We start from the raw sequence: 23,090 nt of genomic DNA, 5'->3' as shown, positions 1-23,090 counted from the left end.
AACCGTAATTCGGTGCCGTTTGATCCTCGTCCGCCGATGGTGACTTCGGGTTTGCGTATTGGTACTCCTGCGTTGGCTACTCGTGGTTTCTCTGAGGCTGCGTTTGCTGAGGTTGCGGAGATCATTGCGCAGACGTTGATCGCCGGCGCAGAAGGCAACACTGCTGCGCTGCCAGAGCTGAAAGAACGTGTTCTGAAGCTCGCCGAGGCTCACCCGCTGTACCCGGAGCTGGCTAAGGTTTCCGAGTAACATCACCTCGTGAAGATGTGGGCCCGGAAAGTGGAATCATTCGCTTTTCGGGCCCGCGGTCTTTCATCACCCAGAGCAGCGCACCGCGCCACCGAGACATGCAGCGCACTGCACAGCTCTGGAACTACATTCCAATGATCCGGAACTCGAATTCACGGATTACCCAAGTTCTAAGGATGTGACCCGCCATGGCGGTTAGCGTATTCGATCTTTTCTCGGTTGGCATCGGACCATCGTCCAGCCACACCGTGGGGCCAATGCGTGCAGCACACGCATTCATTGCCCAAGTAATCCGCGACGACAAACTCGACGCGCTGGAAAATATCCGAGTCGATGTCTACGGCTCCTTGGCCGCTACCGGACGCGGCCACGGAACCTTCACCGCAATCATGCTTGGTCTTGAAGGCTTCGAACCGGAAACCGTGCTCCCAGCTCAGGTTGATGAGCGGTTGGCCGACATGGAAGCTACCGGCATCCTGCGCTTGGCAGAACAGCTGGAGCATCGCAAAGACCTGGACTACAAGGTCGAAGACATGGTCCAGCACCCGCTGACTGTTCTCCCACGCCACACCAACGGTGTGAAGTTCGTTGCCCTCGACGCTGAGGGCAACGAACTAGCCAATGAAACCTTCTTCTCCGTCGGCGGCGGTTTCATCGTGCGCGAAGGCGCCGAAGACCGCATTGAGAAAAACCTCGAAGCCAAACTGAACAAGCAGCCATATCCCTTCACTACGGCAGCCAAGCTGTTGGAGCATGTGAAGGAAACCGGTCTGTCCATTGCCGACATCATGATGGCCAATGAAATGGCCTACCGTTCCCGCGAAGAAATCCGCAATGGCCTGGTCCACATCTATGAAGTGATGGAAGCCTGCAAGGACTCGGCGCTGGAACGCACCGGAGTACTGCCAGGCGGCCTGAAGGTTCGCCGCCGTGCACCGGAATGGCACGAACGCCTGCGCAAGGAAGACAAGGACCGGGATCCGGTCTACTGGCAGGAATGGATCAACCTGGTCGCACTTGCAGTGAACGAAGAAAATGCTTCCGGCGGACGAGTCGTCACGGCGCCAACCAACGGTGCAGCGGGCATCATCCCAGCGGTACTGTTCTACGCCACCCACTACGCTCCGGGTGCCAAGTACTGGAACGAAGAAGAAAAGCATGACGCGGTTGTCCGCTTCCTGCTGACCGCCGGTGCTGTCGGCGTGCTGTACAAGGAACAGGCCTCGATCTCCGGTGCTGAAGTCGGCTGCCAGGGTGAAGTCGGTTCGGCATCCTCCATGGCTGCCGGCGGCCTTGCCGAAATCCTTGGTGGCACCCCCGCCCAGGTCGAGAACGCCGCGGAAATCGCGATGGAACACAATCTCGGACTTACCTGCGACCCAATCGGCGGCCTCGTGCAGATCCCATGCATCGAGCGCAATGCGATCGCCGCTTCGAAGGCAGTGAACGCTGCGAAGATGGCCCTGATGGGCGACGGCGAGCACCACGTTACCCTGGATGAAGTCATCATCACCATGCGCGAAACCGGCAAGGACATGAGCGACAAGTACAAGGAAACTGCCATGGGCGGCCTGGCCGTCAACGTAGTTGAATGCTAGTTTTCCAGTAGTAGCCTGTTGGCGGGAGGTCGGCTTTTGCCGGCCTCCCGCGTTAGTTAAAAGTGATCTTGGCCCTACGGTGGAGCAATGCTCCGTATTTCCTGATAGAACTTGACGTAGGCCCACTGCGTATATTCGCAAACTAATCCAGGGAGGTGAGCGTCGTGGAAGACAGTTCTAGTCGATCTATGCACACGAACTCACCCGGAAATTCGTAGCTGAAGCAGCCTCATCGGGCACGCCCCAAGCCATGAGATCCCCTCGAGTTCGTGACTCTTATCCATGTCACCGGCGCAAAGACCTGAACGCAAATATTGACTGATTTATCTCCCTGTTTTCTCATGGTGATAAAGCGGTGAGAAGTTGCTGGCAGGACCGTATTCCTGCGCCAAATGAGCCGTTTGGACCAAACTCATGATCTCACCAGAAAAGGTAGACTTCTCTACTATTTCCCGCACCCTGCGCTCACACCTGAATCGCGCAGATCTCCACCTCGCCGCAGCCCTGCTTGCCGGTATGGGAACCGCACAATGCGTCGCACATCTCGAAGCGTTGGATGCAACCGAAGCAGCAGTGGCCTACCGTCTGCTCGATAAGCAAACTGCGGTACGAGTATTCCAAGAGCTCGATGCCGCGGTGCAAGCCGAACTGGTACGTTCGCTGCAATCAGAAACGGTCATCGATGCTTTCACCCAGCTTGGGGTTGCCGGAAGGGTAGCGCTGCTTGGTGAACTGCCCGCAATCGTGGCCAAACTATTGGCCGGACTATCCAAGGACGAACGCCAATCAACGGGAATCCTCCTGGGATACCCGGAAGCCAGCGTTGGACGTACCATGGATCCGGAATTCTTGGCGACCCACCCCCAGCTTTCAGTAGCCCAAACCATAGAACGCCTCAGCTCGCAGCTGGAGCGGACAGAAGAACCCGGGCTGATCATGGTGATTGATAATGAACGCCGGCTTCTGGGAACGCTCAAGCTGAGCAAACTGCTCACCGAACCTGCCCAAAGGCCTGTATCCGAACTGTACCGCCCGAGCCCCAGCATTCAAGCCACCGATGCCGAAATAAAGGCCGCCCGCTTGGCGACAGACCAGAAACTGAGCTTGCTGCCGGTGCTTGACCAGGAAGGGCGCTTGCTTGGAGTAGTAAGCCTGCCCGCGGCGATCCAGATCTTGGAGGATGCGGAGGAACGCCGCACAGCACGAAGCGCCGGAGCAGAACCGCTGTACCGGCCATATCTGGGGACGCCGCTGCGCCAATTGGTCAAAGCCCGCATCACCTGGCTGCTGGTGCTGGCCATCGGTGCAACCTTGACGGTCAAAGTGCTCTCCAGTTTCGACGAGACTCTGGAGTCCATGGTGGTGCTCAGCTTGTTCATCCCGCTGATCGTAGGGATCGGAGGCAACACCGGAAACCAAGCGGCAACCACGGTGACTCGTGCCTTGGCTATGGGCGATGTGAGGGGAAGCGATTTCTGGAGGGTCCTGCTGCGCGAGGTGCGCATTGGTGCGGCCTTGGGGTCTTGCCTAGGCGCAGCGGCATGGGCCATTACCGGAATCATTTTCGACCCGCGCATCGGTTTGGTGATCGGGATTAGCCTATTGGCCCTGTGCAGTATTGCTGCTGCCATTGGCGGGGTGATGCCGATTATCGGAAAATTCTTCAAGGTGGACCCTGCAGTGTTCTCCAACCCGTTCATCTCAACCTTCGTTGATGCTGCCGGACTGATCGTCTACCTTTCTGTTGCTGTACTCATTCTTGGATAGCCTCTAGTCGCAGTGTCGTGCAAGGAATAAATTCGGCTACGCCAGTGTCGTACTAGGTATGCCCCAAAGCCAACTCTTTGCGCCTGTCACCATCCCTACCAAAAGCGGCGAAGGCCTGAAGCTGCGCAACCGCGTCGTCCTTCCGCCCATGTGTCAATACTCCGTCGAAAAACGCGATGGCGTTCCAACGGCGTGGCAATTGGCGCACCTGGGCTCCATGGCCCATGGCGGGTACTCCCTGGTGATTACCGAAGCAACAGCGGTAGCGGCTGCTGGCAGAATTTCCGATCGCGATACCGGTCTGTGGAATGAAGAACAGGTCGAAGCGTGGAAGCCGATTACCCAATACATTCGCTCCCATGGGGCAGTGCCAGGGGTGCAGCTGGCACATGCTGGAGCCAAGGCATCGACCTATGGCTGGCTCAAAGACTTGGCCGATGCAGGAAAAGTGGGCAGCATCGGCGATGAAGAAGGCGGTTGGGAAACCTTTACTTCCTCACCGAGCGAGCTTTACGGGCTGAAGCCGGCAACACAGATGAGTACAGCACAGATCAAGGACTCGGTGCAGGACTGGGCTCAGGGGGCCAAGCGTGCCGACGCTGCAGGTTTCGACCTGGTCCAGATCCATGCTGCGCACGGATATCTGGTGCATCAGTTCTTATCGCCGCTGTCTAATAAGCGCACCGACGAATACGGTGGAAGCTTTGAAAACCGTACTCGCTACCTACGCGAAATCATCGAGGCTGTGGCAGCTGTGTGGCCAGAGAACAAGGCCTTGGGCATCCGTTTCTCGGGTGAAGACTGGGTTGAAGAAGGGTGGGGCATTGCTGACACGATCCAGCTTGCCAAGGAGCTTTACGGCTTCGGGGTGCGCCACTTTGACCTGTCCAGTGCAGGCATTGGCAAGTTCCACGGACCTTCTGGTCCGGGATACCAAGTGCCGTTGGCGCAGGCTGTAAAAGAAGCGCTCCCGGAGGATGCGTTTGTCACCGCGGTGGGTGTCATTACCGAACCGGCTCAGGCTGAACAGATCGTTGGGACCGGGCAGGCTGACGGGGTCTGCATCGGGCGTGCGGCGTTGGGCGATCCCCAATGGCCCAACCGTGCCGCCCAAGCGCTGGGTGCCGAGATGGCAGCTCCTGACAATACTGGCGTGGCCATTGGTAAACAGTTCTTATCTTGCTGATTTCGTCCAAACAACGACATAGTTTCTGGTTACCTCTTCCAGCCACTGAATAGTGATGTTAGGTTAGTGCCACGGATCTAGTCGCATCGCGGCCAAGGCTCGCGTGCGGAAGGGAGTCAGCATGGCACTACGCGCGGATTCTAATGGAATCGACGCTTCGCTTTATCGGAGAAGTGGCTCATGGAGTACAGCTCTTGTGGATGCATCGTTAGGAAATACTGCCGCTCAAGAAGCGGCGGATCGACTTCCTGAAGAGGTGGCCAAGCTGCTCAAGAGCCAGCAGGCGCAGCCCGGCGATGTCCAAGCATTAATCGGCGCACTGGAGCCAGCCCAAGGACTGAAAGCACCAGTAGCAAGGTTCGTAGCTGTGCATGGTGGTGAAGTCGTCTTGAACGAAGTCATCCCAGGCCTGAAAGTTTCCAATTCAGCAGTTGATGTCGGTCCGTTCCCGAACTTCACGGCGCTGGCTCGCGCTCGTGGCGGATCCTTCTCCTACCTCGTAGCCGAGGTGAGCAAGGACGGAGGCGAGGTGCACCTGTATAACACCGCGTCCCCTGAACGCTTGGGCAGTCGCGGGATTGTCGGATTACCGGAGGAAATCCACCATGCGCGCAAGGTGCCCGGCGAATACGACCAGCCCAAGGCGCAGGCCGCAGCCGATGAGATGGTTCGTCGAAATGCGGATGAAGTTGCCGAACTAATCAGAGAAATGTCCAACGAGAACTTCGTTCGCCTGATCATTCTTTCTGGCGATATCAAGGCTCGTGAAGCAGTCTTAGGTGCCCTTCCTGGAACACTGAAGGATTACGTAGATGTCATCGACTCGCATACGCGCACCGGCGGCGCAGATGCCAAGCATGTTGATGCGCAAATTACCAAGCTCGTAGAGGACGTGAAAGCCAATGCCCTGGCTGAATTGGAATCAAAGGTCGCTGCCCAGTCCGGCAACGGAAGAGCGCAACTAGCAGTTGGTCTCGACGAAGTTGTTACTGCGTTGCAATCAGCGCAGGCCGAAATGGTGCTTGTTGGCCAATATCAAAGCGAGCACACCCTGCGCGCCTTGAGCGCGGAACCATGGATTGCCCATCAAGAAGGCGAAGACCACGCAGAGTCGGTCCTCGGAGAATGGCCAGCGCCAGAAGTTCTGCTGCGGGCAACCGCACTGACTGATGCAAGTATTCGCTACGTCCCGGATTCGCTACTGCCCGATGGAGCAGGAATCGCAGCCCTGCTACGTTGGCCGAAATCCTAAATAGCCTGGCACATAAATTGATCCGCCCAAGAAATTGGGCGGATCAATTTACGTTCTAGCTGTCTGGGCTCTGCCGATCTGGAAAATCGGCAGTTGGGGAAGTCGGCGGGGCAACCGATGGATCCCTGGAGACTCCCTGCGGGGTGCCGGCCTGGTAGGCAGGAGGAGCCCAGTACGCCTGATTCGGGTTCATCGGCGGCTGGTTCATCTGCCACGGCTGCAGCATCGGGCTCGGCACAACTGCCGGAAGCGGGCCAGCGGTGCGCGCGATATTGTGCTTTGCCGCGAGCTTGACCAGAACGAAGGTCATTAGGGCGGTGAAGCAGATCGAGAAGACCAGCGAGAGGGGATTGGATTCCGTAGCGTTGAGATCAACCACGCCGATTGCCCCGAGCAAGAACAAGAACGTGTTGTTGATGATGTGCATCGCAATTGCTGCTTCCAAGCCGCCGGTGCGCCAGGTGAGATAGCCCGCCGCAATCGCGAACACCGACACATCCAGGAGCCCCCAGATATCGTAGAGATGGCCGATGGCGAAGAACGGTACTGGCAACAGGATGGCAAAGAGCGGATGCTTCAGCCAGCTGCCGATCACCTGCATGAATGCGCCGCGGAATACCAGTTCTTCAGCCGCGCATTGTAATGGCGTCAATAAGATGACCAGCAGCGCATAGAACAGCGGATCGGTCGGTATGCTGCTGGCAGGCACGGGGGCGGACTCGCCAATACCTAATGCACTTAATCCGAAGTTCAGTGCGAAATACACGGCGAATAAAAGGGCGCTGATCCCGATGGCCCGTCCGAACCACCGCCAGCGCAACTTGCCAGCCACCGAGAGCAGCAAGCCAACAGGCTTGGGTCCCAGGAGCAGGTAGGCCAGGTAAACCGCCGGAATCATGATGATCAGGGAGGCCATGGTTATCGAGAAGTCCGCGGCCGAAGCCATGTTCAGGTCAGGATTCATCAGGAAAGCGTCAGGAGCTTCATCTGGATTTTCCGCATTCCAGGTCAGCGGATTGGCCAGCAATGCAACGACCATGACCACGATGGCGATGACAAGTGCCGCGGCGAAGAAGCCAATGCCAGTGCCCGTGAACGCCAACGGTTTCCACCAGCGGTAGTTCTGGCTGCGTCGCATCAGGCGATGGAACGGATACTCGGTTTCACCCTCGGGGCGTTGCACCTCAGGTGGCAAATTCATTGGCAGGCTCATGAGTCAATTCTCTCGTTCAACGGCGTGTGAAGACATGAACCTTACGGAGGATTTATCAGGTCATCCTTTTGAACGTCATCGACACGGACCGCACGCAAGGCACGTGGCCTGCACGCCGAATTCTGTTCGGCTTGCTCTTAGACTTGGAAAGAACGATTCGCCTTCTTTGATTTGGAGCAACACCCCGTGGGCCATCATCACCATGACGAACCGATTTTGCAGGATCCCAAACGACGCCGTCGGGCCTCAATCATCTTATGGGCATTGCTTGCGCCCGTAGGTGCCCTGGCCCTGGTGATGGTCATCTTGCTGTGGCCGCAAGGAAACTACGACAAATTCGCACTGAACGGTGCAATGGACACCGCCGGTGGAGCCACCATGCAAGTTGGCACCGTCACGCGCAATGTCGTAGGTGACTGCCCATCTTCCCAAGGTCTGGAAGACGTCGGCGGCAAAGTGCTCGAATGCCAAGTCACCTACGTCATGCCTGAATCCGGCGGGGCAGAAATCCAGCTCGAAATCCCACCAGAAATGCTGCAATCGCGTGATGCGCGTGCCGGCGACAGCATCCGCTATCTGGATCTGTCTGCCGTAGATACCACCAGCGGAAGCCCTTACGTGTTCGTTGACTTCGTGCGTACCTTGCCGATGGTGCTGCTGGCGATCGCCTACGGACTGGTGGTGGTGCTGGTTGCTGGATGGCGTGGAACCCGCGCGATGATTGGCTTGGTCGGTGGCATCGCCTTCATGGTCGTCTTCATGGTTCCGGCCCTGCTGGAAGGCGGCAATCCGGTGCTGGTGGGTCTCACCGGTTCTACTGCCATCATGTTTGTCGCGTTGTATTTCGCCCACGGATTGAACGCAAAGACATCTACTGCGCTGCTGGGGACGCTCTTTGGCCTGGGCGTTACTGCTGGCATGGTGCTCTGGCTGACCGATGCAGCGGCGCTGACCGGCGCCAATGACGAATCGGCGATCACCTTATCGACGGTGGCCCCGCAAATTTCCCTGCCTGGCTTGCTAATCTGCGGTGTTCTGATCGGTGGCATGGGTGTGCTCAACGATGTGACGATTACCCAGTCAGCAACCGTATGGGAGCTGGCAGAATCCTCGCCCAAGGCCCCGGCCAAGGAGCTGTTCTTCCGAGGCATGCGCATCGGCCGCGACCATATCGCCTCGACCGTCTACACCATTGCCTTTGCCTATGCTGGCGCGGCGCTGCCGGTGTTGGCCATCGCGGCCTTGAGCAATCAGAGTTTTGGAATCACTCTTGGCTCTGGCGCTATGGCTGAAGAAGTCATTCGTATTCTGATTGGTTCCATTGGATTGGTGCTCGCAATCCCGGTCACTACCGCTATTGCTGTCATGGTTGTGAAGGCCACGGGTACCGGTGGCGCACACGGTAAACGGACTTTGCAAAGTGTGGGATCAGATTCCTAGGTGCGAACCGTTCTCATATGTAATGTAGAATAGTTCTCAATAGCGACCTGACATAGATGGAGAGTCCCATGAAGAACTACCGCAAACTGCTCGCAGCTGCTGTCGCACTGCCTGCTGCCGGACTGATCCTTGCCGGATGCGGTAGCCCCACCGAGAGCGAAGCTTCGCAAAGCGATGCTGCGCTGAGCGTCGTGGCCACCACGAATGTTTATGGCCAGATCGCCCGTGCCATCGGCGGGGAGAGCGTCGCGGTCAGCGAGATCATCACCTCGACCGCGCAGGATCCGCACTCCTATGAACCAACTGCCCGCGACAAGCTGTCGATTTCCGAGGCGGACGTGGTTCTGGCAAACGGCGGAGGCTATGACCAATTCATGGATTCTCTGGTTTCTTCCCTCCCGAAAAAGGCATTGGGACAGATCACGCTCATGCACGCGGTCGATTCTTCGCCGGTAGCCGAGCAGGCTGAAGACGAGCATGAGGGTGAGAGCGCCGAGGAGCATGCGCAGCACGCTGATGAAGAGCAAGCCGAAGACGAGCATGAAGGACACGCACACGCCGGCTATAACGAACACATCTGGTACGACTTGGATTCCGTGGAGGCACTTGCCGGCGAGCTGGCAGAGTCCTTCTCCAAGCTCGATGCCGCCAACGCCGAGCAGTACAAGCAGAACGCAGCAACCTTCACCGAAGGACTGGCCAAGCTGGAGGGTCAGCTTCAAGCCGCCAAGCTTGATGGTAAGAGCTTCATGATGACCGAGCCTGTTCCATTCCACTTATTGCAGGACGCTGGCATGGATAATCTCACCCCCGAAGGATTGAGCGAAGCCATCGAAGAAGGCGAAGGCGTGGCGCCGCTGACCCTGAAAACTGCTAAGGACAAGCTTGCTGCCGGCGAAGCGGATATCCTGGCCTACAACGTGCAAACCGAAGGCAGCGAAACCCAGCAGCTGAAGAAAAGCGCTGAACAGGGCGAGGTGCCGGTAGTGGACTTTACAGAGACCATTCAGGATGATTCCAGCTACCTTGAATGGATGGAATCCAACATTTCCGACTTGGATTCCGCGATCAACGGGTAAATCTACGTAGACTTATTGCATGGCATTGTTCTCTTCCCAGATCACTCAAGCGACAGGTAAGGCACGCTCCCTTCTAGCGGAGCGGTCCGTGCGGACAGAAATCGCGGACGCTGGCCGGGAAATAGAACAAGCAGACCATGTAATCTTCTTTGCCGAAGGCCCTGGGCAGTTCTATCAGCTCGGGGTCTGGCTGGCTACTTTTGAGCGCTTGGCCTCCCAAGGACTCAAAGTCGGAGTCGTGCTCATGGACGCCCTGAGCGCACGCGAAGCCCTGGCCGCCACCAGCTTGCCGATCTTGTTCTCGCGTTCCATTGAACAGATCGAGACCAAGCTGCGCGAGTGGGATACCAAATCCATCAATTACGTGAACAACGCGCAGCGAAACTTCACTATGCTTCGACTCAACGGACCGGCGCATATCCACCTGAACCATGGCGAAAGCGAAAAGGCTTCCATGGTCTCCAACCAGCTCAAAGCCTATGACTTCGCTTGTGTAGCCGGACCGGCAGCCGTGGAACGGATCACCGAGAACATAGCCCGTTTCGACCCGAAGCATCTGGTGCAGATCGGACGCCCGCAGCTCGACGAACTGGAGCTGCCCCGCCCATCGGAAAAAATCCGCGTGCTCTATGCACCGACCTGGGAAGGCGATTCGAAAGCAATGGCGTACTCTTCGGTGAGTACGCTGGGCGAGCGGATCCTAGCCCAACTCACTAGCGACGAGCGTTTCGAAGTGCGCTTCCGTCCGCATCCAAAGACCGGAGACGTTTCGGCCGAGGCAAAAAAGGCCGTCACGGGCCTCAAAAGCGCTTATGCCCAAACACTGGACCCTGTCGGTGATGCGGCGCAGTCAATGGTGTGGGCTGATGTTGCCATCTGCGATACCTCGGCCATGGCCTATGACGCCGTAGCACTGAACATCCCGCTGCTTCTCTCCGGGGACCGGCCAAGCAAGCTCCTTGACGGACTGCCCTTAGGCCAGCACCTGGGCAACGCCAACGGCCTGGCCCAGAGGGTGGCGGAACTCGCTGCTTCGGGAGTTGCCGGAGCGCAAAAACAGCTGGCCCAGTACTTCTTTGCCACCACCGAACCTGGGGTGGCAACGAAGAAACTGAACCAGCTGCTCAGCGGTCTGCCTTCGTGGCGTCCTAGCGCTGCTTGAAGACCGTATCCTGCCACTGCCGATGAGCGGCAGGATCATGAGAGATCATCACGTGCTTAACGTTGGTGTACTCATCGAAGGAATACTGGCTCATATCCTTGCCCATTCCTGAGGCCTTGCAACCGCCATGAGGCATATCGGACACGATCAGAATATGCTCGTTGATCCACACGCACCCGGCCTGGATTTCAGCGCTGGCACGCATGGCACGATCAACATTCTTGGTCCAGGCGCTGGCCGCCAAACCATAAGGAGTGTCGTTGGCTAGCTCGATTGCCTCCTCATCGCTGTCGAATGGCAAGGCCACCAGAACAGGGCCGAAGACTTCTTGCTGCACAATCTCAGAATCCTGGGTCGCGCCCACGATCAAGGTCGGACGGTAGAAGTAGCCCGCCCCAGATACCTGCTGGCCTCCAGCCAGTACCCTCGCACCGTCCTCCTTAGCATGCTCAACCATCGAAGAAACCTTCTGAAGATGCGCCTGGCTGATCATTGAGCCCATGTCGGTGTCCGGATCGGTCGGATCACCCACCACCATGGCATCCATCAACTCGGCGACTCTGCTGGTGAACTTCTCGAAGACCGAGGTATGCACATAAGCACGCGTGGCAGCGGTGCAGTCCTGGCCGGAATTGATCGTCGAACCGGCCACCGCACCGTGCGCAGCGGCCTCAATATCGGCATCGTCGAAGACTACAAATGGTGCCTTGCCGCCGAGCTCAAGATGAACACGGGTGCCGGTCTCGGCCGCCATGGACATGATCTTCAGCCCCACGGCGGTTGAACCGGTGAAGGAAGTCATCTTCACCTGCTTATGGCGCACCAACGGCGCACCAACATTGGGCCCATCGCCGACGACAATATTGATCACGCCATCGGGCAGTCCTGCATCCTTGGCTGCCTGGGCAAAGAGCACCGAAGTGCCCGGGGTCAGCTCACTGGGCTTGAGCACAATGGTGTTGCCGGCAGCGATCGCTGGCAGAACCTTCCACGCAGCCATCTGCAGCGGATAGTTCCACGGGCTGATCGAACCGACTACGCCGATCGCTTCGCGGCGAATCATCGAGGTGGTATTCCCCGCATAGTCCCCGGCAGCCAATCCCTGCAGGTTGCGTGCGGCACCGGCAAAGAAGTTCACGTTGTCGATGGACCCGGGAACATCGAATTCGGTAGACATGCGGATGGTCTTGCCGGTCTGCGCGGTCTCCACCTCGGCGATCAGATCAGCACGCTTTTCAAGTTCGCGGGCGAAGGCCAGCAAATGGTCGGAGCGCTCGCCGGGAGTGAGCTTGGACCAGGTCTTGAAGGCCTCGGCGGCGGCTTGCACCGCGAGATCGACCTGTTCCAGGTCAGCGGTATCGACATCCAGCAACTTGAGCCCGGTCGCCGGATTGGCGCGTTCCAATACCGGGCCGCGTCCACGGACTTGCTGGCCATTGATGAACTGATGTCCAAGGGAAAAATCGTAAGTAGTCATGGGAGTTCTCCTGTGAAGATTCAGCGGGCGAAGTAGATTTTGCGTAGCGTCTGGGTAACGGTCCACCGGGTTTCCATGCCCTGATGGAGCCGAACTACGCTGCCGGGGGCCAACTCAATTTCTTGAGCGGCAAAACCGCCGGCCTCCAAGATCTGCACTGTGGCCTGTCCTGAAAGCACGACAAACCATTCGTCGTTTTCGATATCTGCCATGGCACCAACAGACATTTCCCAGACGCCAATTTCAGCATCGTCGAGGGTGCCTAGTTCCATGAGGCCGACAGTCGCTGCCGGCTGACCAGCTAGCTGCTGTTCGGATTCGATCTCTTGGTGGGGGAGTCCAAGGCGGCTGGCTTGATGATGGCTGGCCCGAAGCGAATTGCTGGTCATTAGGAATCGAACCCCATTCCGATCTTGTCCATCAGCTTCAGGAAGGCCGAACGCTCACCTGAATTGTGATCCGCCTTGATCAGATGATCGGTCATGAGCTTCACGCCCACCCATGCAGCGGGCTCCGGAGGGAAGGGGATCGGTTTGGTGCGAACCAGCTCCAATTCGGTCAGCTCGGTCTTCTGGCCCGATAGCAGATCCAGCATGACCTTGGCCCCGAATCGCGTGGCTCCAACGCCGAGGCCGGTGAAACCTGCGCAGTAGGCAACCTTGCCTCCGTGGCTCAGATCGAAGAAGGAGAAAAAGCGCGAGCAGGTATCGATGGCACCGCCCCACGCATGGGAGAACTTCACATCCGCCAGCTGCGGGAAGCTGCCGAAGAAATGCGCTGCGAGCTTCTCAAAGGTCTGCTGATTAGTGTCGTAGCTGGATCGGACCTTACCGCCGAAGTGATAGACCGCGTCGTAGCCGCCGTAAAGAATTCGGAAGTTGCCTCCGGCATCGATGGTGGGCCGGGCGTAGTGGAAGCGGTTGTTCAAGTCAGCTAACCCCACCATCTCATCCCAGCCGATGGCCTCTCGCTGCTCAACGGTCAACGGTTCGGTCATCAGCGCATAGTCGTACACCGGGACGATGCGGGAGCGGTGGCGCTTGAGCAGGGAAGGGAACACGTTGGTTGCCAGTGCGACCTTTTTGGCATTGATCTGGCCATCGGCGGTCAGCACCTGAATCTGGCTGCCCTCATCTTTCAATTCCACGGCGTGCGTGTGCTCGTAGAATTCAACGCCTAGATCGCGGCAGACCCGGGCCAGTTCCCAGACCAATTTGGCGGGGTGGACCAGCGCGGTGGAATGGCGGTCGCGGGCGCCGGCCAGGAAATCTGGGGAGTTGATCAGCTGTTTGACCTCGTGGGCATCGAGGTACTCAACGCATTCGGCTTCAGCTTCTTCGGCTACCCACGAAATCTGATGCTGCTCGGTGGCGACGTTCAGGGCCCCTTCACGGATGAAATCCACGTCCATGGCATGGCGCTTGACGCATTGCTCGAATTCATCCAGGTTCTGAAGACCGAGTTCGGCCAGCAGGGCGTTCTCCTTGGGCAGGTGGTTTTCGCCATTGGCTTCGCCGTGCACCAGTGATGCTTCACAGAAACCACCATTGCGCCCCGATGCGGCCCAGCCCAAGCGTTGGCCCTCGATGAGCACCACATGACGGTCGGGGTTCTGTTCCTTGGCTTGAAGCGCTGTCCACAACCCGGTGTAGCCGCCGCCGACAATCAGCAGATCAGCACTGATCGCACCGTGCAGTGCCGGGTGGGGTGCGGGGCGACGCTCATCGTCCAGCCAGTAGCTGGTGCGTTTGGCGGATGCCAGTGCCTGGGAGATCAGTGCGGGGGAGACTTCGGCTTCATGCCTGTCGAAAGTCAGTTCATTGATGGTGCTCATTGGTTCTTTCCTCGAAGATAGCTGGATCAGTAGTCGCTATCGAGGCAATGGCACAACGAGCGGTCCTTGCGGCTTTGCCGTCTGCTGGGCACCGAGGATGCCAGATGAGAGCCATTCGGCGGTCAAGGCTATCCCTCTTCTCGAAAAAGATGAATCAAAGTGAATGTGATTCATTACTCATCTAAGCTTGCCTTGCGCAAGGTTGTCAAGGTTCATCAGCTGAGGCGGAACCCAGTATCCGACAGTCTTATTCCGTGCGTCGACGACCGGGTTCCGCTAGATGGGCGCCGAGATTGATTTCCCGTACTGAGCTTGGATTTCCCTGTCTTGATCTATGCGGCTGAGCCATGCCGCGCCATACATCAGCAGGAATTCGGCAACCGCAATGCCCAGCATGAGCGACGCATGCGTGGCAGCATGCCCGGAATGATTGTGGTGGTGGCCGGCAAACCAGGGCAGCCCGATGACCATTGCCACGTGGCAGGAACCCATGAGCGCGCTCATCGACAGCAGGCTCAAAGGCGAACCCCCACGCAATACGCACCACGAGCACTTGAGGCACCACAAAGTCATGGCTCCCAGAGCCAGTACCCACCACACGTTATGTGGCAGCAATGCAAGCACCAGCAGATGAACCGCGGCCAGGCCCAAGGAAGCCAGACCCAGCGCGCGGTGTCCGCTTGAACGGCTGTGGATATGGCTAGCTGTCGCTGCCACAGCAGCCATCGGATACCTCGGTGGAGCAGCAACCATGCTGGACCGGGGCAGGAACATCGAGCACCGGCGAGCGATCGAAGAAGCCCTCGGGGCGGATGGTGAAACCGACGGTATCCACCGGCATCATCGGCCAGTCCTCGGTGCGCGGGAAGTGGGTCAATGCGAAGGTGTGCCAGAGGCTGATCTGCTCGCCATCGATGTTCTTGTCATCCTCAATCCATGAGCCGATGCCATCCACGCCTGGATTCTGGTTCACGAAGTCGCCGGTCGGGTAGCGGTGATCATAATCGCGCTTGGTGACCCATAGGGCCTTGGAAGCGAACTCAGCGCGGCGGTGGATGGAGGAACCTTCAGCCGCCAGCAAGGTCGGCAGGCCCTGGGACATGAGCTTGTAGCCCACCGGCTTGCCCAGGTAGTTCTTCGACTCCGGGTTGGTGACCACCCAGGTGCGTCCGGCCGTCGGGTTGTTATCGCGCACCGCCTGCTTTTCGGTGCCCAGCACCGTATGGCTGCGGGTGAAGGCGTTGCCGCGCGGGTTTTCCGCGCTGATCGGCAGGCGCACAGCTTCTTCCTCGATCACGCGGCTCGGCCCGGAATCCAGGGCGAAATCCAGCCGAGCGCCGAAGATGTGCTGGTGGAAGGGGGCGCCCAGGCCTGGGGCCATTTCCGAGGCGAAGCGGTCATCGATCATGGCCGAGGTGAACACGATGCCCGTGGCCTTGGCTTCGAATTCGATGGTGCCATCGAGGTACAGGTACCAGTAGAAGCCATAGTCGTAGTTGCCCACGGTGGTGAAGAAGCTGATCACCAAGCGGCGGTTGCGCCGAGTGTACTTCACTCCTGACCAGTCATCGGCGTGCTTGGAGAGGATCGAGGCGTCTTCCTCGTGCATGCAGATGCCGTTGGCGATTGTGTGGGCGTTGCCATCTGCATCGGTGACCACCGGGGAGATGTAGTGGATTTCGCCGAGGCAATCGCAGCCCAATTCCAGCGAGTTGGCCAGCCGGCCGATCAGGTATTCGCCGGTGTCGAAGTAGTTCTGCCAGCTTCGCACCGGGGAAGGGTCGCCATAAGGGACCACCATTTCGGCGATGGACGCGCGGTCCAGGATGCGGCGCTGCGTGCCCTTGTCATCGAAGGCGATGTTGTAGAGGACAAGCCCTTCGCGCATATCGAAGCCGATATCCAGCGACCACTTCTCCCATTCCACGTGGTTGCCTGCGCTCACGGTGAAGCTGACACCTTCGGGCTGGGTGATCTCGATTGGCTTCTGGGTGGTGCGCACCGGGCCGGTCATCTCGGGGTCGGTGTAGTTGCCGTGAGTTTCAGGGACGGGGATGATTTCCAAGTCCAGTAGCTGGTCGATCTTGCCGGCAATGGTGTCGATGTACACCACCAGTCCGTCCACCGGGTGCGCCCAGGCTGAGTCTTCGGCGAAATCTTGGCGGAAGGCCAGTCCGCGCAGGATGCGGCGGCCCGACTCCTGCGGGTATTCGTCCTCGTAGACACCGGCCGAGAGCGGAGCGACGCGAACCTGTTCTGGTTTCAGGCTGCGCTTGGCCAAGGCTGCAGCCCACTGCGGGTCATCGGCCAGAATGGTCTGGACCATTTCGAATTCTTCCAGCAGCACGGGCATCTGGCCGACCTTGGCAGGATCCAGGTCGATTTTCGAGACCACCGCTGCTGCGGTCAGATTCAGGAGAACATCCTTTGGGGAGTTGGTCAGCTTATCCATGAGCATCACGCGAACGAAACGTCCCGGTCGGTCGGTGCGCGGATCCTCTAAGCCCATGTAGGCGATTCGGGTGTGCTCGGTGAACAACTGGTGGCGAACCAGCAATTCTTTGGCAGCAGTGATTTCTGCTTCTGAGAGCAACGTGAAATCTGTGGCGGTGGTGGTAGGCATGGGCCTGCTCCTTCGGCGGCGAAGTGTGATCTACAGCATTTATTATTCTCTGGTTGTAGAGGATACGGGTGGACCCACTGCGATGCAACCCTCCGCGGGAAATAAGGTGTTTATGGCTAATCTTTAACCATGCCAAAAATCGTGGATCATGATCAGCGTCGCCGGGAGATTGTTGAAGTCACTTGGAAGTTCATTGCCCGCGAGGGTATTGAGAAACTTAATTTGCGTGACTTGGCCGCAGCCGCCGGTTACTCCAACGGGGCCTTCAAGCCATACTTTCCAACGCGCGACTCATTGCTCGTAGCCACTTTCCGCTATGTCGCCGAAGCGACCGATCGGCGCATTGCCCACAGCTGCAAGAGCCTTAGGGGCTTGGGAGCATTGGAGGCATTCTCTCGCGAGGTGCTGCCGCTGGACGAGTTGCGACGCAACGAAGGTCGTATTGCTGTGCACTTCTGGCACCTGGCCCTGGCGGACCGTGCCTTGGCCACCGTCAATGCCGAAACTATGGACCGCTGGCGCAAGCTTGCGGACAGTTGGTTTGAGGAGGTGCTCGGAGCTGGGCACCCCAAGGCGCGGGCGGCACGTGACTCGATGATCAACTTCTTGATGGGCGCGCAAATCAGCAGCGTGCTCGATGAGGCCGTCAATACTGCTGAAGCCTTGGAAGAGCAGCTCCAGTACCGCCTTGATGCCCTGCGTCGATTAAGCAAGGATTCCTAGCGGATATTCTCCGTGTGAAGAAAATAGTGACTTTTCTTCCCGCTCGGCGTACCCTCATTCGTGATGCCCGACACAGCACGGGGGATCGATGGGGAGGTAAGGATGTATCAACTTCAGCACGTGGACTCGTTCGCCGCATGGTCGCGGCTCATCTCAGATGCCTTTGTGCGTCTGCATAGCGAGCAAGTTTCTGGCGGGCATTTCACTGCAACTCTTGGCGCCACCATGCTCGGTGAGATCGGACTGATGCGCATCCAAGCGAAACCTCACGCGGTGCAACGCACCGAGAACCTGACTTCCAGCGGAGATGGGGATTTCTACAAGGTCTCATACCAGCTCGATGGGTATGGTCTGCTGATCCAGGACGGTCGGGAGACCCTGCTCGCTCCCGGAGACCTGGCTATTTACGACACGCAGCGTCCCTACACTCTGGCCTTCGAAAAACCTGCCTCCGTCATGGTCGCATTGATACCGCATGACCAGTTCCGTCTGTCTCAGCAACAGGTTTCCCAACTGACCGCAGTATCGCTGAAGCAGACCCACCCGCTATCGGGAACGGTAGCTCCGCTATTACGCCATCTTGGTTCCAACTTGCCGGCATGGGACGAATTCGGCGGGTACCAGCTGGCCCGCAATACCGTAGACCTGCTGGCTACCGCGCTGGACGGTGCAATGGGCGGCGAATGCCATGCGGATGCCAAGAGCCGGCAGCGCGAAATGGTCAACAGCTATATCGAGGCGCACCTGGATGATGTCGAACTCGGCCCGGCGCGCATAGCTGCCGCTCACTTCATGTCCGTGCGCAGCCTGCACGCCCTATTTGAAAAAGAACCATTCAGTGTGGCTGCACTGATCCGCCATCGCCGGCTGGCCAAAGCCGCGCGGATGCTGCGTGACCCGCTCCTGGCAGACCTTCCGGTGCAAGCAATTGGTGCACGGGTGGGCCTTGCTGATGCGGCCGGTTTCAGCCGCATGTTCTCCAAGGAGTTCGGCGCAACCCCGGGCAAATACCGTAATGCTTCATGAGAGCTGGAACACGTTTCTGCACGCGCAGGCAATTCTCCTGCACGCAAGGCCAAGGAAAAAATCCGGCTTCACGAGATCCTGATATCGGAACACTCACCTAAGGGGAGAACGAATGGGACTCGAACAACGCACACTCACCGTGCCGGCCTTGGTCGTGATGATCATTGCCGCAAGCGCTCCGCTGACGGCTGTAGCTGGAGGCGTGACTACCAACTACGCAGTGACTGGCATGGCCTCCTTCCTGATCATTGGTGCCATTCTGTTGATCTTCAGCATCGGCTACACCGCTATGAGCCGCTACATTCCCAATGCCGGAGCGTTCTACGCCTATGTAGCCCAGGGGCTAGGCCGTGCGCTAGGCGTGGGCGCTGCCATGATCGCCTTGGTCAGCTACAACCTGATGCAGATCGGTATCTACGGCTTGTTCGGTTTCGCCGCCTCATCTTTCGCGAATGCCTCCTTTGGCACCGCCATCCCGTGGTGGGTTATGGCCTTGGCCGCGTGGGCAGTAGTCGGATTCCTCGGCATGAACCGTGTCGACTTCTCGGTCAAGGTCTTGGGCATCGTCGTCGCCGCTGAATTCCTCATAGTGATCATCTACAACATCATGGCCTTCGCAGTGGCTCCCGAAGCACCTGAGCCGGCAACATCCTTCAACCTCGCTGATGCGGTGGCCCCGGGAATGGGCGCGGTTATGGCCTTCACCATTGCTGCTTTCATGGGGTTTGAATCAGGCACCATTTACAACGAGGAAGTGAAGGATCCGAAGCGCACCGCTCGTCGTGCCACGATGATTGCCGTGGTGATCATCGCCTGCTTCTACGCATTCTCGGCCTTTGCCGTAGCCGTCGGAGAAGGTGCTTCGAATGTCATTGGCGCTTCTGTAGAACTAGGTCCGGACCTGATCTTCGCTTTCTTCGGTGCCCATGCCCCGCTGTGGTTCGTGGACCTGGCTAATATCCTGTTCATCACCAGTCTTTTCGCTGCGTTGCTGGCTTTCCATAACGTCATCGCCCGATACTTCTACGCCATGGGCCGAGGCGGGGCACTGCCAAAGTTCCTATCCACCACCTCGCGCACCACCCACGCACCCGTTGCTGGGTCGTTGGCACAGTCAACCTTGGGCTTGCTCGTGATCTTGATATTCGCTGTCATCTCCCACGGCAAAGACCCAATGTATGTTGTGTTTACGATGTTCACTTGGATGACAAACTTTGCTGCCTATGGCTTGGTGCTGCTCATGTCCTTGACCTCGTTTGCTGTCATCGGATACTTCAAGCGAAACCGCACCTCCGATTCAGTCATCACCCGAGTGATCGCACCGTTGATCGCCGGCATTGCGCTGGCATATGTCTTCATGCAAATCATCATCAACTTCGAGATCTTGCTTGGCATGGAAGAACCGGGCATGCTCGGTTATGTCCTGCAAGGCATCGTGATTCTCCCGGGCCTCATCGCCTGGGTGCTGGCCCTGGTTATCGGGTCCTCTGCGCGAAAAGCGCCGAAAGCTAACAAACTTCCCGTCGGATAACACTTCAGTACAAAGGAGCTCAAAGATGGCTTACGCAAATGCCCAAGAACTGCTGGAAGCAATCCAGCCAGCAAACGGTGGCACCGAAATTCTCGATCCAGCAACCGGGGAACTGGTTGGCCGTGTAGCCGAGCAAAATGCAGCGGATCTTGATGCTGCAGTCGCCGCAGCGAAGGCCGCGCAGCCTGCTTGGGATGCCTTGGGGCATGCCGAACGCAAGCGCCTGCTCAATGCCGCCGCTGACCAAATCGAGGCCAACGCCGAGGCGCTGGCTGAGCTGCTTTCCCGCGAGCAGGGAAAGCCGTTGAACGGGCCGAATGCGCGCTTCGAGGTCGGAGGCGCGGCTGCCTGGCTGCGTGCAGCGACCGCTTACGAGGTTGATCCAGAAGTCGTCGTGGACGATGGCGAAACCTATGCCGCCAAGCACTACCGCGCCCTGGGTGTGGTCGGTGCCATCGGCCCGTGGAACTGGCCGATGATGATTTCCATCTGGCAGCTGGCCCCGAGCCTGCGCATGGGCAACACCGTAGTGATGAAGCCCAGCGAATACACCCCGCTCTCGGTCCTGGCACTGGCTCATGTATTAAATGAAGTACTGCCCGCCGACGTCCTGAAGATTGTGGCCGGTGGCCGCGAAGTGGGAGAAAAGCTGTCCTCGCATCCGGACATCGCCAAGATCATGTTCACCGGCTCCACCCGTACCGGTAAGGCGATCATCCGTTCTTCGGCCGACACTGTCAAGCGATTGACCATGGAACTGGGCGGCAATGACGCGGGCATCGTGCTGGAAGATGCCGACCCGCAGGCCATCGCTGAGGACCTCTTCTGGGGAGCGTTCATCAACACTGGCCAGACCTGTGCGGCACTCAAGCGCCTCTACGTCCCCGAATCCATCTATGACGCAGTCTGCGAAGCGCTAACCGCCGTAGCCAAGGCGATGCCAATGGGTCCCGGGCTGGATGAGAACAACGTGCTCGGTCCGCTGCAGAACAAGGCCCAGTACGATATCGTGGCTGACCTCGTCAATGATGCGGTAGCCTCCGGCGCCAAGGTCCTGCTGGGTGCCAACCCAGAAAAGAACGCCACCGGCTACTTCTACCCAACCACGCTGATCGCAGACATCGACCCGGGCAACCGGCTGGTCACCGAGGAACAGTTCGGTCCAGCCCTGCCGATCATCAAGGTCAAAGACAGCGCCGAAGCGATTAGGCACGCCAATGCCTTGGAAGTAGGACTCGGCGCGTCGGTCTGGAGCAGCAACCGCGAGAAGGCCCTTGGAGTTGCCGCACAGATCCAGGCTGGCACCGTATGGATCAACTCCCATGGCACCATTGACCCCCGTATCCCATTTGGTGGAGCGAAGCAGTCCGGATATGGTCTGGAATTCGGCCTCGACGGATTGAAGGCGCTGGCCCAGCCTCAGATTATCAAGGGCTGATCAGGGGCAAACACTGGAAAAGCGGCCGGTGTCCGATGCTGGTGGGAGCATCGGACACCGGTCGTTGCCTTTGCCCTAGTTAATGATTTCAGCGCTTGGATCCTCGGTGAGCTGTGCGATCCTTTCGCGCCATTCCTGCAATGCTTCGGCGCTCAGCCGGGTCCACTCATGGACTTCGCGAATGACCCGTACCGGTGCCGTAGTGCGATAGGAACGCGTCGGATTGCCCGGGAACTTCTTATCGGTCACATTGGGATCGTTTTCAAAGGGACCCGTTGGCTCCACCTCATAGACATGCGGAGTACCGTCCAGCGCGGCGATTTCAGCCGCCAAGCCGGCGCCGTCGACCAAGGCGGTGAAATACACGTGATTCATGATGATTTGCGGGCGGTAATTCGAAGGGAAACCGGCCGACAGCAGATCTCCTGGCTGCAATGCGGCCTTGGTGCCGTGGTAGAACGGACCGCTATCAAGTTCATTGTTCATACCCCAAGAGGATAATCGCCGACCTGGATTCGCGAAAGCACCGGTAAGTGCAACCCGCGTATATTGAGTAGCGAACCAATGACTACGGCGGGAGAGCAACGCGTGCCTATTTTGAACAAGGACATGACCCTATGCATTTCGTTATCGGGTCGACCGTCAAATATCGGTACTCGCTTCCATAACTATCTCTATGAAGAACTCGGCCTGAACTTCATCTACAAGGCCTTCTCCACCGATGACCTGGCCGGCGCCATTGCCGGGGTCCGTGCCTTAGGCATCCGTGGCTGCTCCGTGTCCATGCCTTTCAAAGAAGACGTCATGGCAATGGTCGATGAGATCGAAGCCTCCGCGAAAGCCATCGATTCGGTCAACACCATCGTGAACACCAATGGGCGATTAGTCGCGTCAAACACCGATTTTGAAGCGATCGCCAGGCTCATCGAACGCCATCAACTCGATCCTGCAAGCACCGTACTTGTCCGAGGCTCCGGAGGAATGGCCAAGGCCGTCGTAGCCGCCTTCCGCGAAGCCGGATTCAACGACCTGACAGTGCTGGCACGCAACGAAGTTTCCGGCCAAGCCTTAGCTGATAAATACGGTTACCGATTTACCGGTGCTGACCCGGCTCCAGGACACGAGATTCTTGTGAACGTCACGCCGCTTGGCATGGACGGGGCGCAGTCTGAGGAGCTCGCGTTTAGTACTCAGCAGATTGATGCCGCACGAACCGTCTTCGACGTGGTGGCTTTCCCGAGTGAAACGCCCTTGATCTGCAAAGCACGCAGTGCTGGCAAGCAGATCATAACCGGGGCAGAAGTCATCGCCCTGCAGGCCGCGGCGCAGTTTCAGAAGTACACCGGCCATTCACTAAGTGAAGAGCAGGTATTGCGTGCCTCAGAATTCTCCCGCCAGCTAGAGTCTTGAAACAATGATGACTGCTCGTGCAACAGAGCGTGTTGTTTCAGTAGAACTCCTAGACACCACCAATAAACCTATTCAAATCACC

19 protein-coding genes and 1 pseudogene are annotated in these 23,090 nt (G+C 58.2%); 13 read left to right on the top strand and 7 right to left on the bottom strand.

The window, feature by feature from the left end; all coding sequences use genetic code 11:
- From AB4Y71_RS16585 to AB4Y71_RS16565, 5 genes and pseudogenes are all read left to right on the top strand, one after another.
- Positions 1-249: pseudogene (locus tag AB4Y71_RS16585) on the top strand (serine hydroxymethyltransferase); the annotation flags it as partial.
- A 188-nt stretch (positions 250-437) separates the two neighbouring features.
- Entirely contained in the window at positions 438-1,847 is a 1,410-nt protein-coding gene (locus AB4Y71_RS16580) for an L-serine ammonia-lyase (RefSeq protein ID WP_441722145.1), read from the top strand.
- A 414-nt stretch (positions 1,848-2,261) separates the two neighbouring features.
- Positions 2,262-3,614: a magnesium transporter gene (gene mgtE / locus AB4Y71_RS16575; RefSeq protein WP_441722142.1), complete on the top strand. Its 1,353-nt coding sequence runs from the start codon at positions 2,262-2,264 to the stop codon at positions 3,612-3,614.
- A gap of 58 nt (positions 3,615-3,672) precedes the next feature.
- Complete coding sequence (locus AB4Y71_RS16570) at positions 3,673-4,800, top strand: NADH:flavin oxidoreductase/NADH oxidase (RefSeq protein WP_441722139.1); 1,128 nt, start codon at positions 3,673-3,675, stop codon at positions 4,798-4,800.
- Between the two features lie 196 nt (positions 4,801-4,996).
- Positions 4,997-6,052, top strand: a complete 1,056-nt coding sequence (locus tag AB4Y71_RS16565; RefSeq protein WP_441722136.1) for a baeRF2 domain-containing protein — start codon at positions 4,997-4,999, stop codon at positions 6,050-6,052.
- Positions 6,053-6,107: 55 nt separating this feature from the next.
- Here AB4Y71_RS16565 and AB4Y71_RS16560 read toward each other — a convergent pair whose 3' ends face one another.
- A complete protein-coding gene (locus tag AB4Y71_RS16560; RefSeq protein ID WP_441722133.1) occupies positions 6,108-7,265 on the bottom strand; it encodes a CPBP family intramembrane glutamic endopeptidase in 1,158 nt (385 codons plus the stop codon).
- Positions 7,266-7,529: 264 nt separating this feature from the next.
- Here AB4Y71_RS16560 and AB4Y71_RS16555 point away from each other — a divergent pair, with 264 nt between their 5' ends.
- The 3 genes from AB4Y71_RS16555 to AB4Y71_RS16545 all read left to right on the top strand — a co-directional run bounded on the left by AB4Y71_RS16555 (position 7,530) and on the right by AB4Y71_RS16545 (position 10,946).
- Positions 7,530-8,705 carry a YibE/F family protein gene (locus tag AB4Y71_RS16555; protein ID WP_223261460.1) on the top strand — a complete coding sequence of 392 codons (1,176 nt, stop codon included), beginning with the start codon at positions 7,530-7,532 and terminating at the stop codon, positions 8,703-8,705.
- Positions 8,706-8,773: 68 nt separating this feature from the next.
- Complete coding sequence (locus tag AB4Y71_RS16550; RefSeq protein ID WP_441685663.1) at positions 8,774-9,784, top strand: metal ABC transporter solute-binding protein, Zn/Mn family; 1,011 nt, start codon at positions 8,774-8,776, stop codon at positions 9,782-9,784.
- Between the two features lie 88 nt (positions 9,785-9,872).
- The gene (locus AB4Y71_RS16545; protein ID WP_189638383.1) at positions 9,873-10,946 is read left to right on the top strand and encodes a CDP-glycerol glycerophosphotransferase family protein; all 1,074 of its coding nucleotides are present in this window, start codon (positions 9,873-9,875) and stop codon (positions 10,944-10,946) included.
- On the opposite strand, the gene AB4Y71_RS16540 is transcribed toward AB4Y71_RS16545, so the two are convergent.
- The 5 genes from AB4Y71_RS16540 to AB4Y71_RS16520 form a co-directional block, all read right to left on the bottom strand.
- The gene (locus tag AB4Y71_RS16540; protein ID WP_441722129.1) at positions 10,933-12,423 is read right to left on the bottom strand and encodes a gamma-aminobutyraldehyde dehydrogenase; all 1,491 of its coding nucleotides are present in this window, start codon (positions 12,421-12,423) and stop codon (positions 10,933-10,935) included. The genes AB4Y71_RS16545 and AB4Y71_RS16540 overlap by 14 nt on opposite strands.
- A gap of 20 nt (positions 12,424-12,443) precedes the next feature.
- Positions 12,444-12,812, bottom strand: a complete 369-nt coding sequence (locus AB4Y71_RS16535) for a cupin domain-containing protein (RefSeq protein ID WP_013349938.1) — start codon at positions 12,810-12,812, stop codon at positions 12,444-12,446.
- Positions 12,812-14,257, bottom strand: coding sequence for an NAD(P)/FAD-dependent oxidoreductase (locus tag AB4Y71_RS16530; RefSeq protein ID WP_441722126.1), 1,446 nt, complete (start codon positions 14,255-14,257; stop codon positions 12,812-12,814). The genes AB4Y71_RS16535 and AB4Y71_RS16530 overlap by 1 nt, the downstream gene beginning before the upstream one ends.
- A gap of 276 nt (positions 14,258-14,533) precedes the next feature.
- The gene (locus AB4Y71_RS16525; RefSeq protein WP_013349936.1) at positions 14,534-14,983 is read right to left on the bottom strand and encodes a hypothetical protein; all 450 of its coding nucleotides are present in this window, start codon (positions 14,981-14,983) and stop codon (positions 14,534-14,536) included.
- Positions 14,958-16,880 (bottom strand): primary-amine oxidase, encoded by a 1,923-nt coding sequence (locus AB4Y71_RS16520; RefSeq protein ID WP_441722123.1) that lies wholly within the window; start codon positions 16,878-16,880, stop codon positions 14,958-14,960. The genes AB4Y71_RS16525 and AB4Y71_RS16520 overlap by 26 nt, the downstream gene beginning before the upstream one ends.
- 129 nt (positions 16,881-17,009) lie before the next feature.
- Between AB4Y71_RS16520 and AB4Y71_RS16515 the strand changes: the two genes are divergently transcribed.
- From AB4Y71_RS16515 to AB4Y71_RS16500, 4 genes are all read left to right on the top strand, one after another.
- The gene (locus AB4Y71_RS16515) at positions 17,010-17,603 is read left to right on the top strand and encodes a TetR/AcrR family transcriptional regulator (RefSeq protein WP_441722120.1); all 594 of its coding nucleotides are present in this window, start codon (positions 17,010-17,012) and stop codon (positions 17,601-17,603) included.
- 102 nt (positions 17,604-17,705) lie between these two features.
- Positions 17,706-18,629: a helix-turn-helix domain-containing protein gene (locus AB4Y71_RS16510; RefSeq protein ID WP_441722117.1), complete on the top strand. Its 924-nt coding sequence runs from the start codon at positions 17,706-17,708 to the stop codon at positions 18,627-18,629.
- A 112-nt stretch (positions 18,630-18,741) separates the two neighbouring features.
- Positions 18,742-20,160, top strand: a complete 1,419-nt coding sequence (locus AB4Y71_RS16505; RefSeq protein ID WP_441722114.1) for an APC family permease — start codon at positions 18,742-18,744, stop codon at positions 20,158-20,160.
- A 25-nt stretch (positions 20,161-20,185) separates the two neighbouring features.
- Positions 20,186-21,598 carry an aldehyde dehydrogenase family protein gene (locus tag AB4Y71_RS16500; protein ID WP_441722111.1) on the top strand — a complete coding sequence of 471 codons (1,413 nt, stop codon included), beginning with the start codon at positions 20,186-20,188 and terminating at the stop codon, positions 21,596-21,598.
- Positions 21,599-21,673: 75 nt separating this feature from the next.
- Here AB4Y71_RS16500 and arr read toward each other — a convergent pair whose 3' ends face one another.
- Positions 21,674-22,084, bottom strand: a complete 411-nt coding sequence (gene arr, locus AB4Y71_RS16495) for an NAD(+)--rifampin ADP-ribosyltransferase (protein ID WP_441722108.1) — start codon at positions 22,082-22,084, stop codon at positions 21,674-21,676.
- Positions 22,085-22,186: 102 nt separating this feature from the next.
- Here arr and AB4Y71_RS16490 point away from each other — a divergent pair, with 102 nt between their 5' ends.
- Entirely contained in the window at positions 22,187-23,008 is an 822-nt protein-coding gene (locus AB4Y71_RS16490) for a shikimate 5-dehydrogenase (protein WP_441722105.1), read from the top strand.
- The last annotated feature ends 82 nt before the right edge of the window (positions 23,009-23,090 follow it).

The sequence above is a fragment of the Glutamicibacter sp. MCAF14 genome (assembly GCF_052114325.1).
GTDB classification, from domain to species: domain Bacteria; phylum Actinomycetota; class Actinomycetes; order Actinomycetales; family Micrococcaceae; genus Glutamicibacter; species Glutamicibacter arilaitensis.
This window is presented reverse-complemented; position numbering and strand designations above follow the sequence as displayed.

Coding starts and splice junctions, on each gene's coding strand:
- AB4Y71_RS16580 (WP_441722145.1), top strand. CDS start 438: ATGGCGGTTAGCGTATTCGATCTTTTCTCGGTTGGCATCGGACCATCG.
- mgtE (WP_441722142.1), top strand. CDS start 2,262: ATGATCTCACCAGAAAAGGTAGACTTCTCTACTATTTCCCGCACCCTG.
- AB4Y71_RS16570 (WP_441722139.1), top strand. CDS start 3,673: ATGCCCCAAAGCCAACTCTTTGCGCCTGTCACCATCCCTACCAAAAGC.
- AB4Y71_RS16560 (WP_441722133.1), bottom strand. CDS start 7,265: ATGAGCCTGCCAATGAATTTGCCACCTGAGGTGCAACGCCCCGAGGGT.
- AB4Y71_RS16550 (WP_441685663.1), top strand. CDS start 8,774: ATGAAGAACTACCGCAAACTGCTCGCAGCTGCTGTCGCACTGCCTGCT.
- AB4Y71_RS16540 (WP_441722129.1), bottom strand. CDS start 12,423: ATGACTACTTACGATTTTTCCCTTGGACATCAGTTCATCAATGGCCAG.
- AB4Y71_RS16535 (WP_013349938.1), bottom strand. CDS start 12,812: ATGACCAGCAATTCGCTTCGGGCCAGCCATCATCAAGCCAGCCGCCTT.
- AB4Y71_RS16530 (WP_441722126.1), bottom strand. CDS start 14,257: ATGAGCACCATCAATGAACTGACTTTCGACAGGCATGAAGCCGAAGTC.
- AB4Y71_RS16525 (WP_013349936.1), bottom strand. CDS start 14,983: ATGGCTGCTGTGGCAGCGACAGCTAGCCATATCCACAGCCGTTCAAGC.
- AB4Y71_RS16520 (WP_441722123.1), bottom strand. CDS start 16,880: ATGCCTACCACCACCGCCACAGATTTCACGTTGCTCTCAGAAGCAGAA.
- AB4Y71_RS16515 (WP_441722120.1), top strand. CDS start 17,010: ATGCCAAAAATCGTGGATCATGATCAGCGTCGCCGGGAGATTGTTGAA.
- AB4Y71_RS16510 (WP_441722117.1), top strand. CDS start 17,706: ATGTATCAACTTCAGCACGTGGACTCGTTCGCCGCATGGTCGCGGCTC.
- AB4Y71_RS16505 (WP_441722114.1), top strand. CDS start 18,742: ATGGGACTCGAACAACGCACACTCACCGTGCCGGCCTTGGTCGTGATG.
- AB4Y71_RS16500 (WP_441722111.1), top strand. CDS start 20,186: ATGGCTTACGCAAATGCCCAAGAACTGCTGGAAGCAATCCAGCCAGCA.
- arr (WP_441722108.1), bottom strand. CDS start 22,084: ATGAACAATGAACTTGATAGCGGTCCGTTCTACCACGGCACCAAGGCC.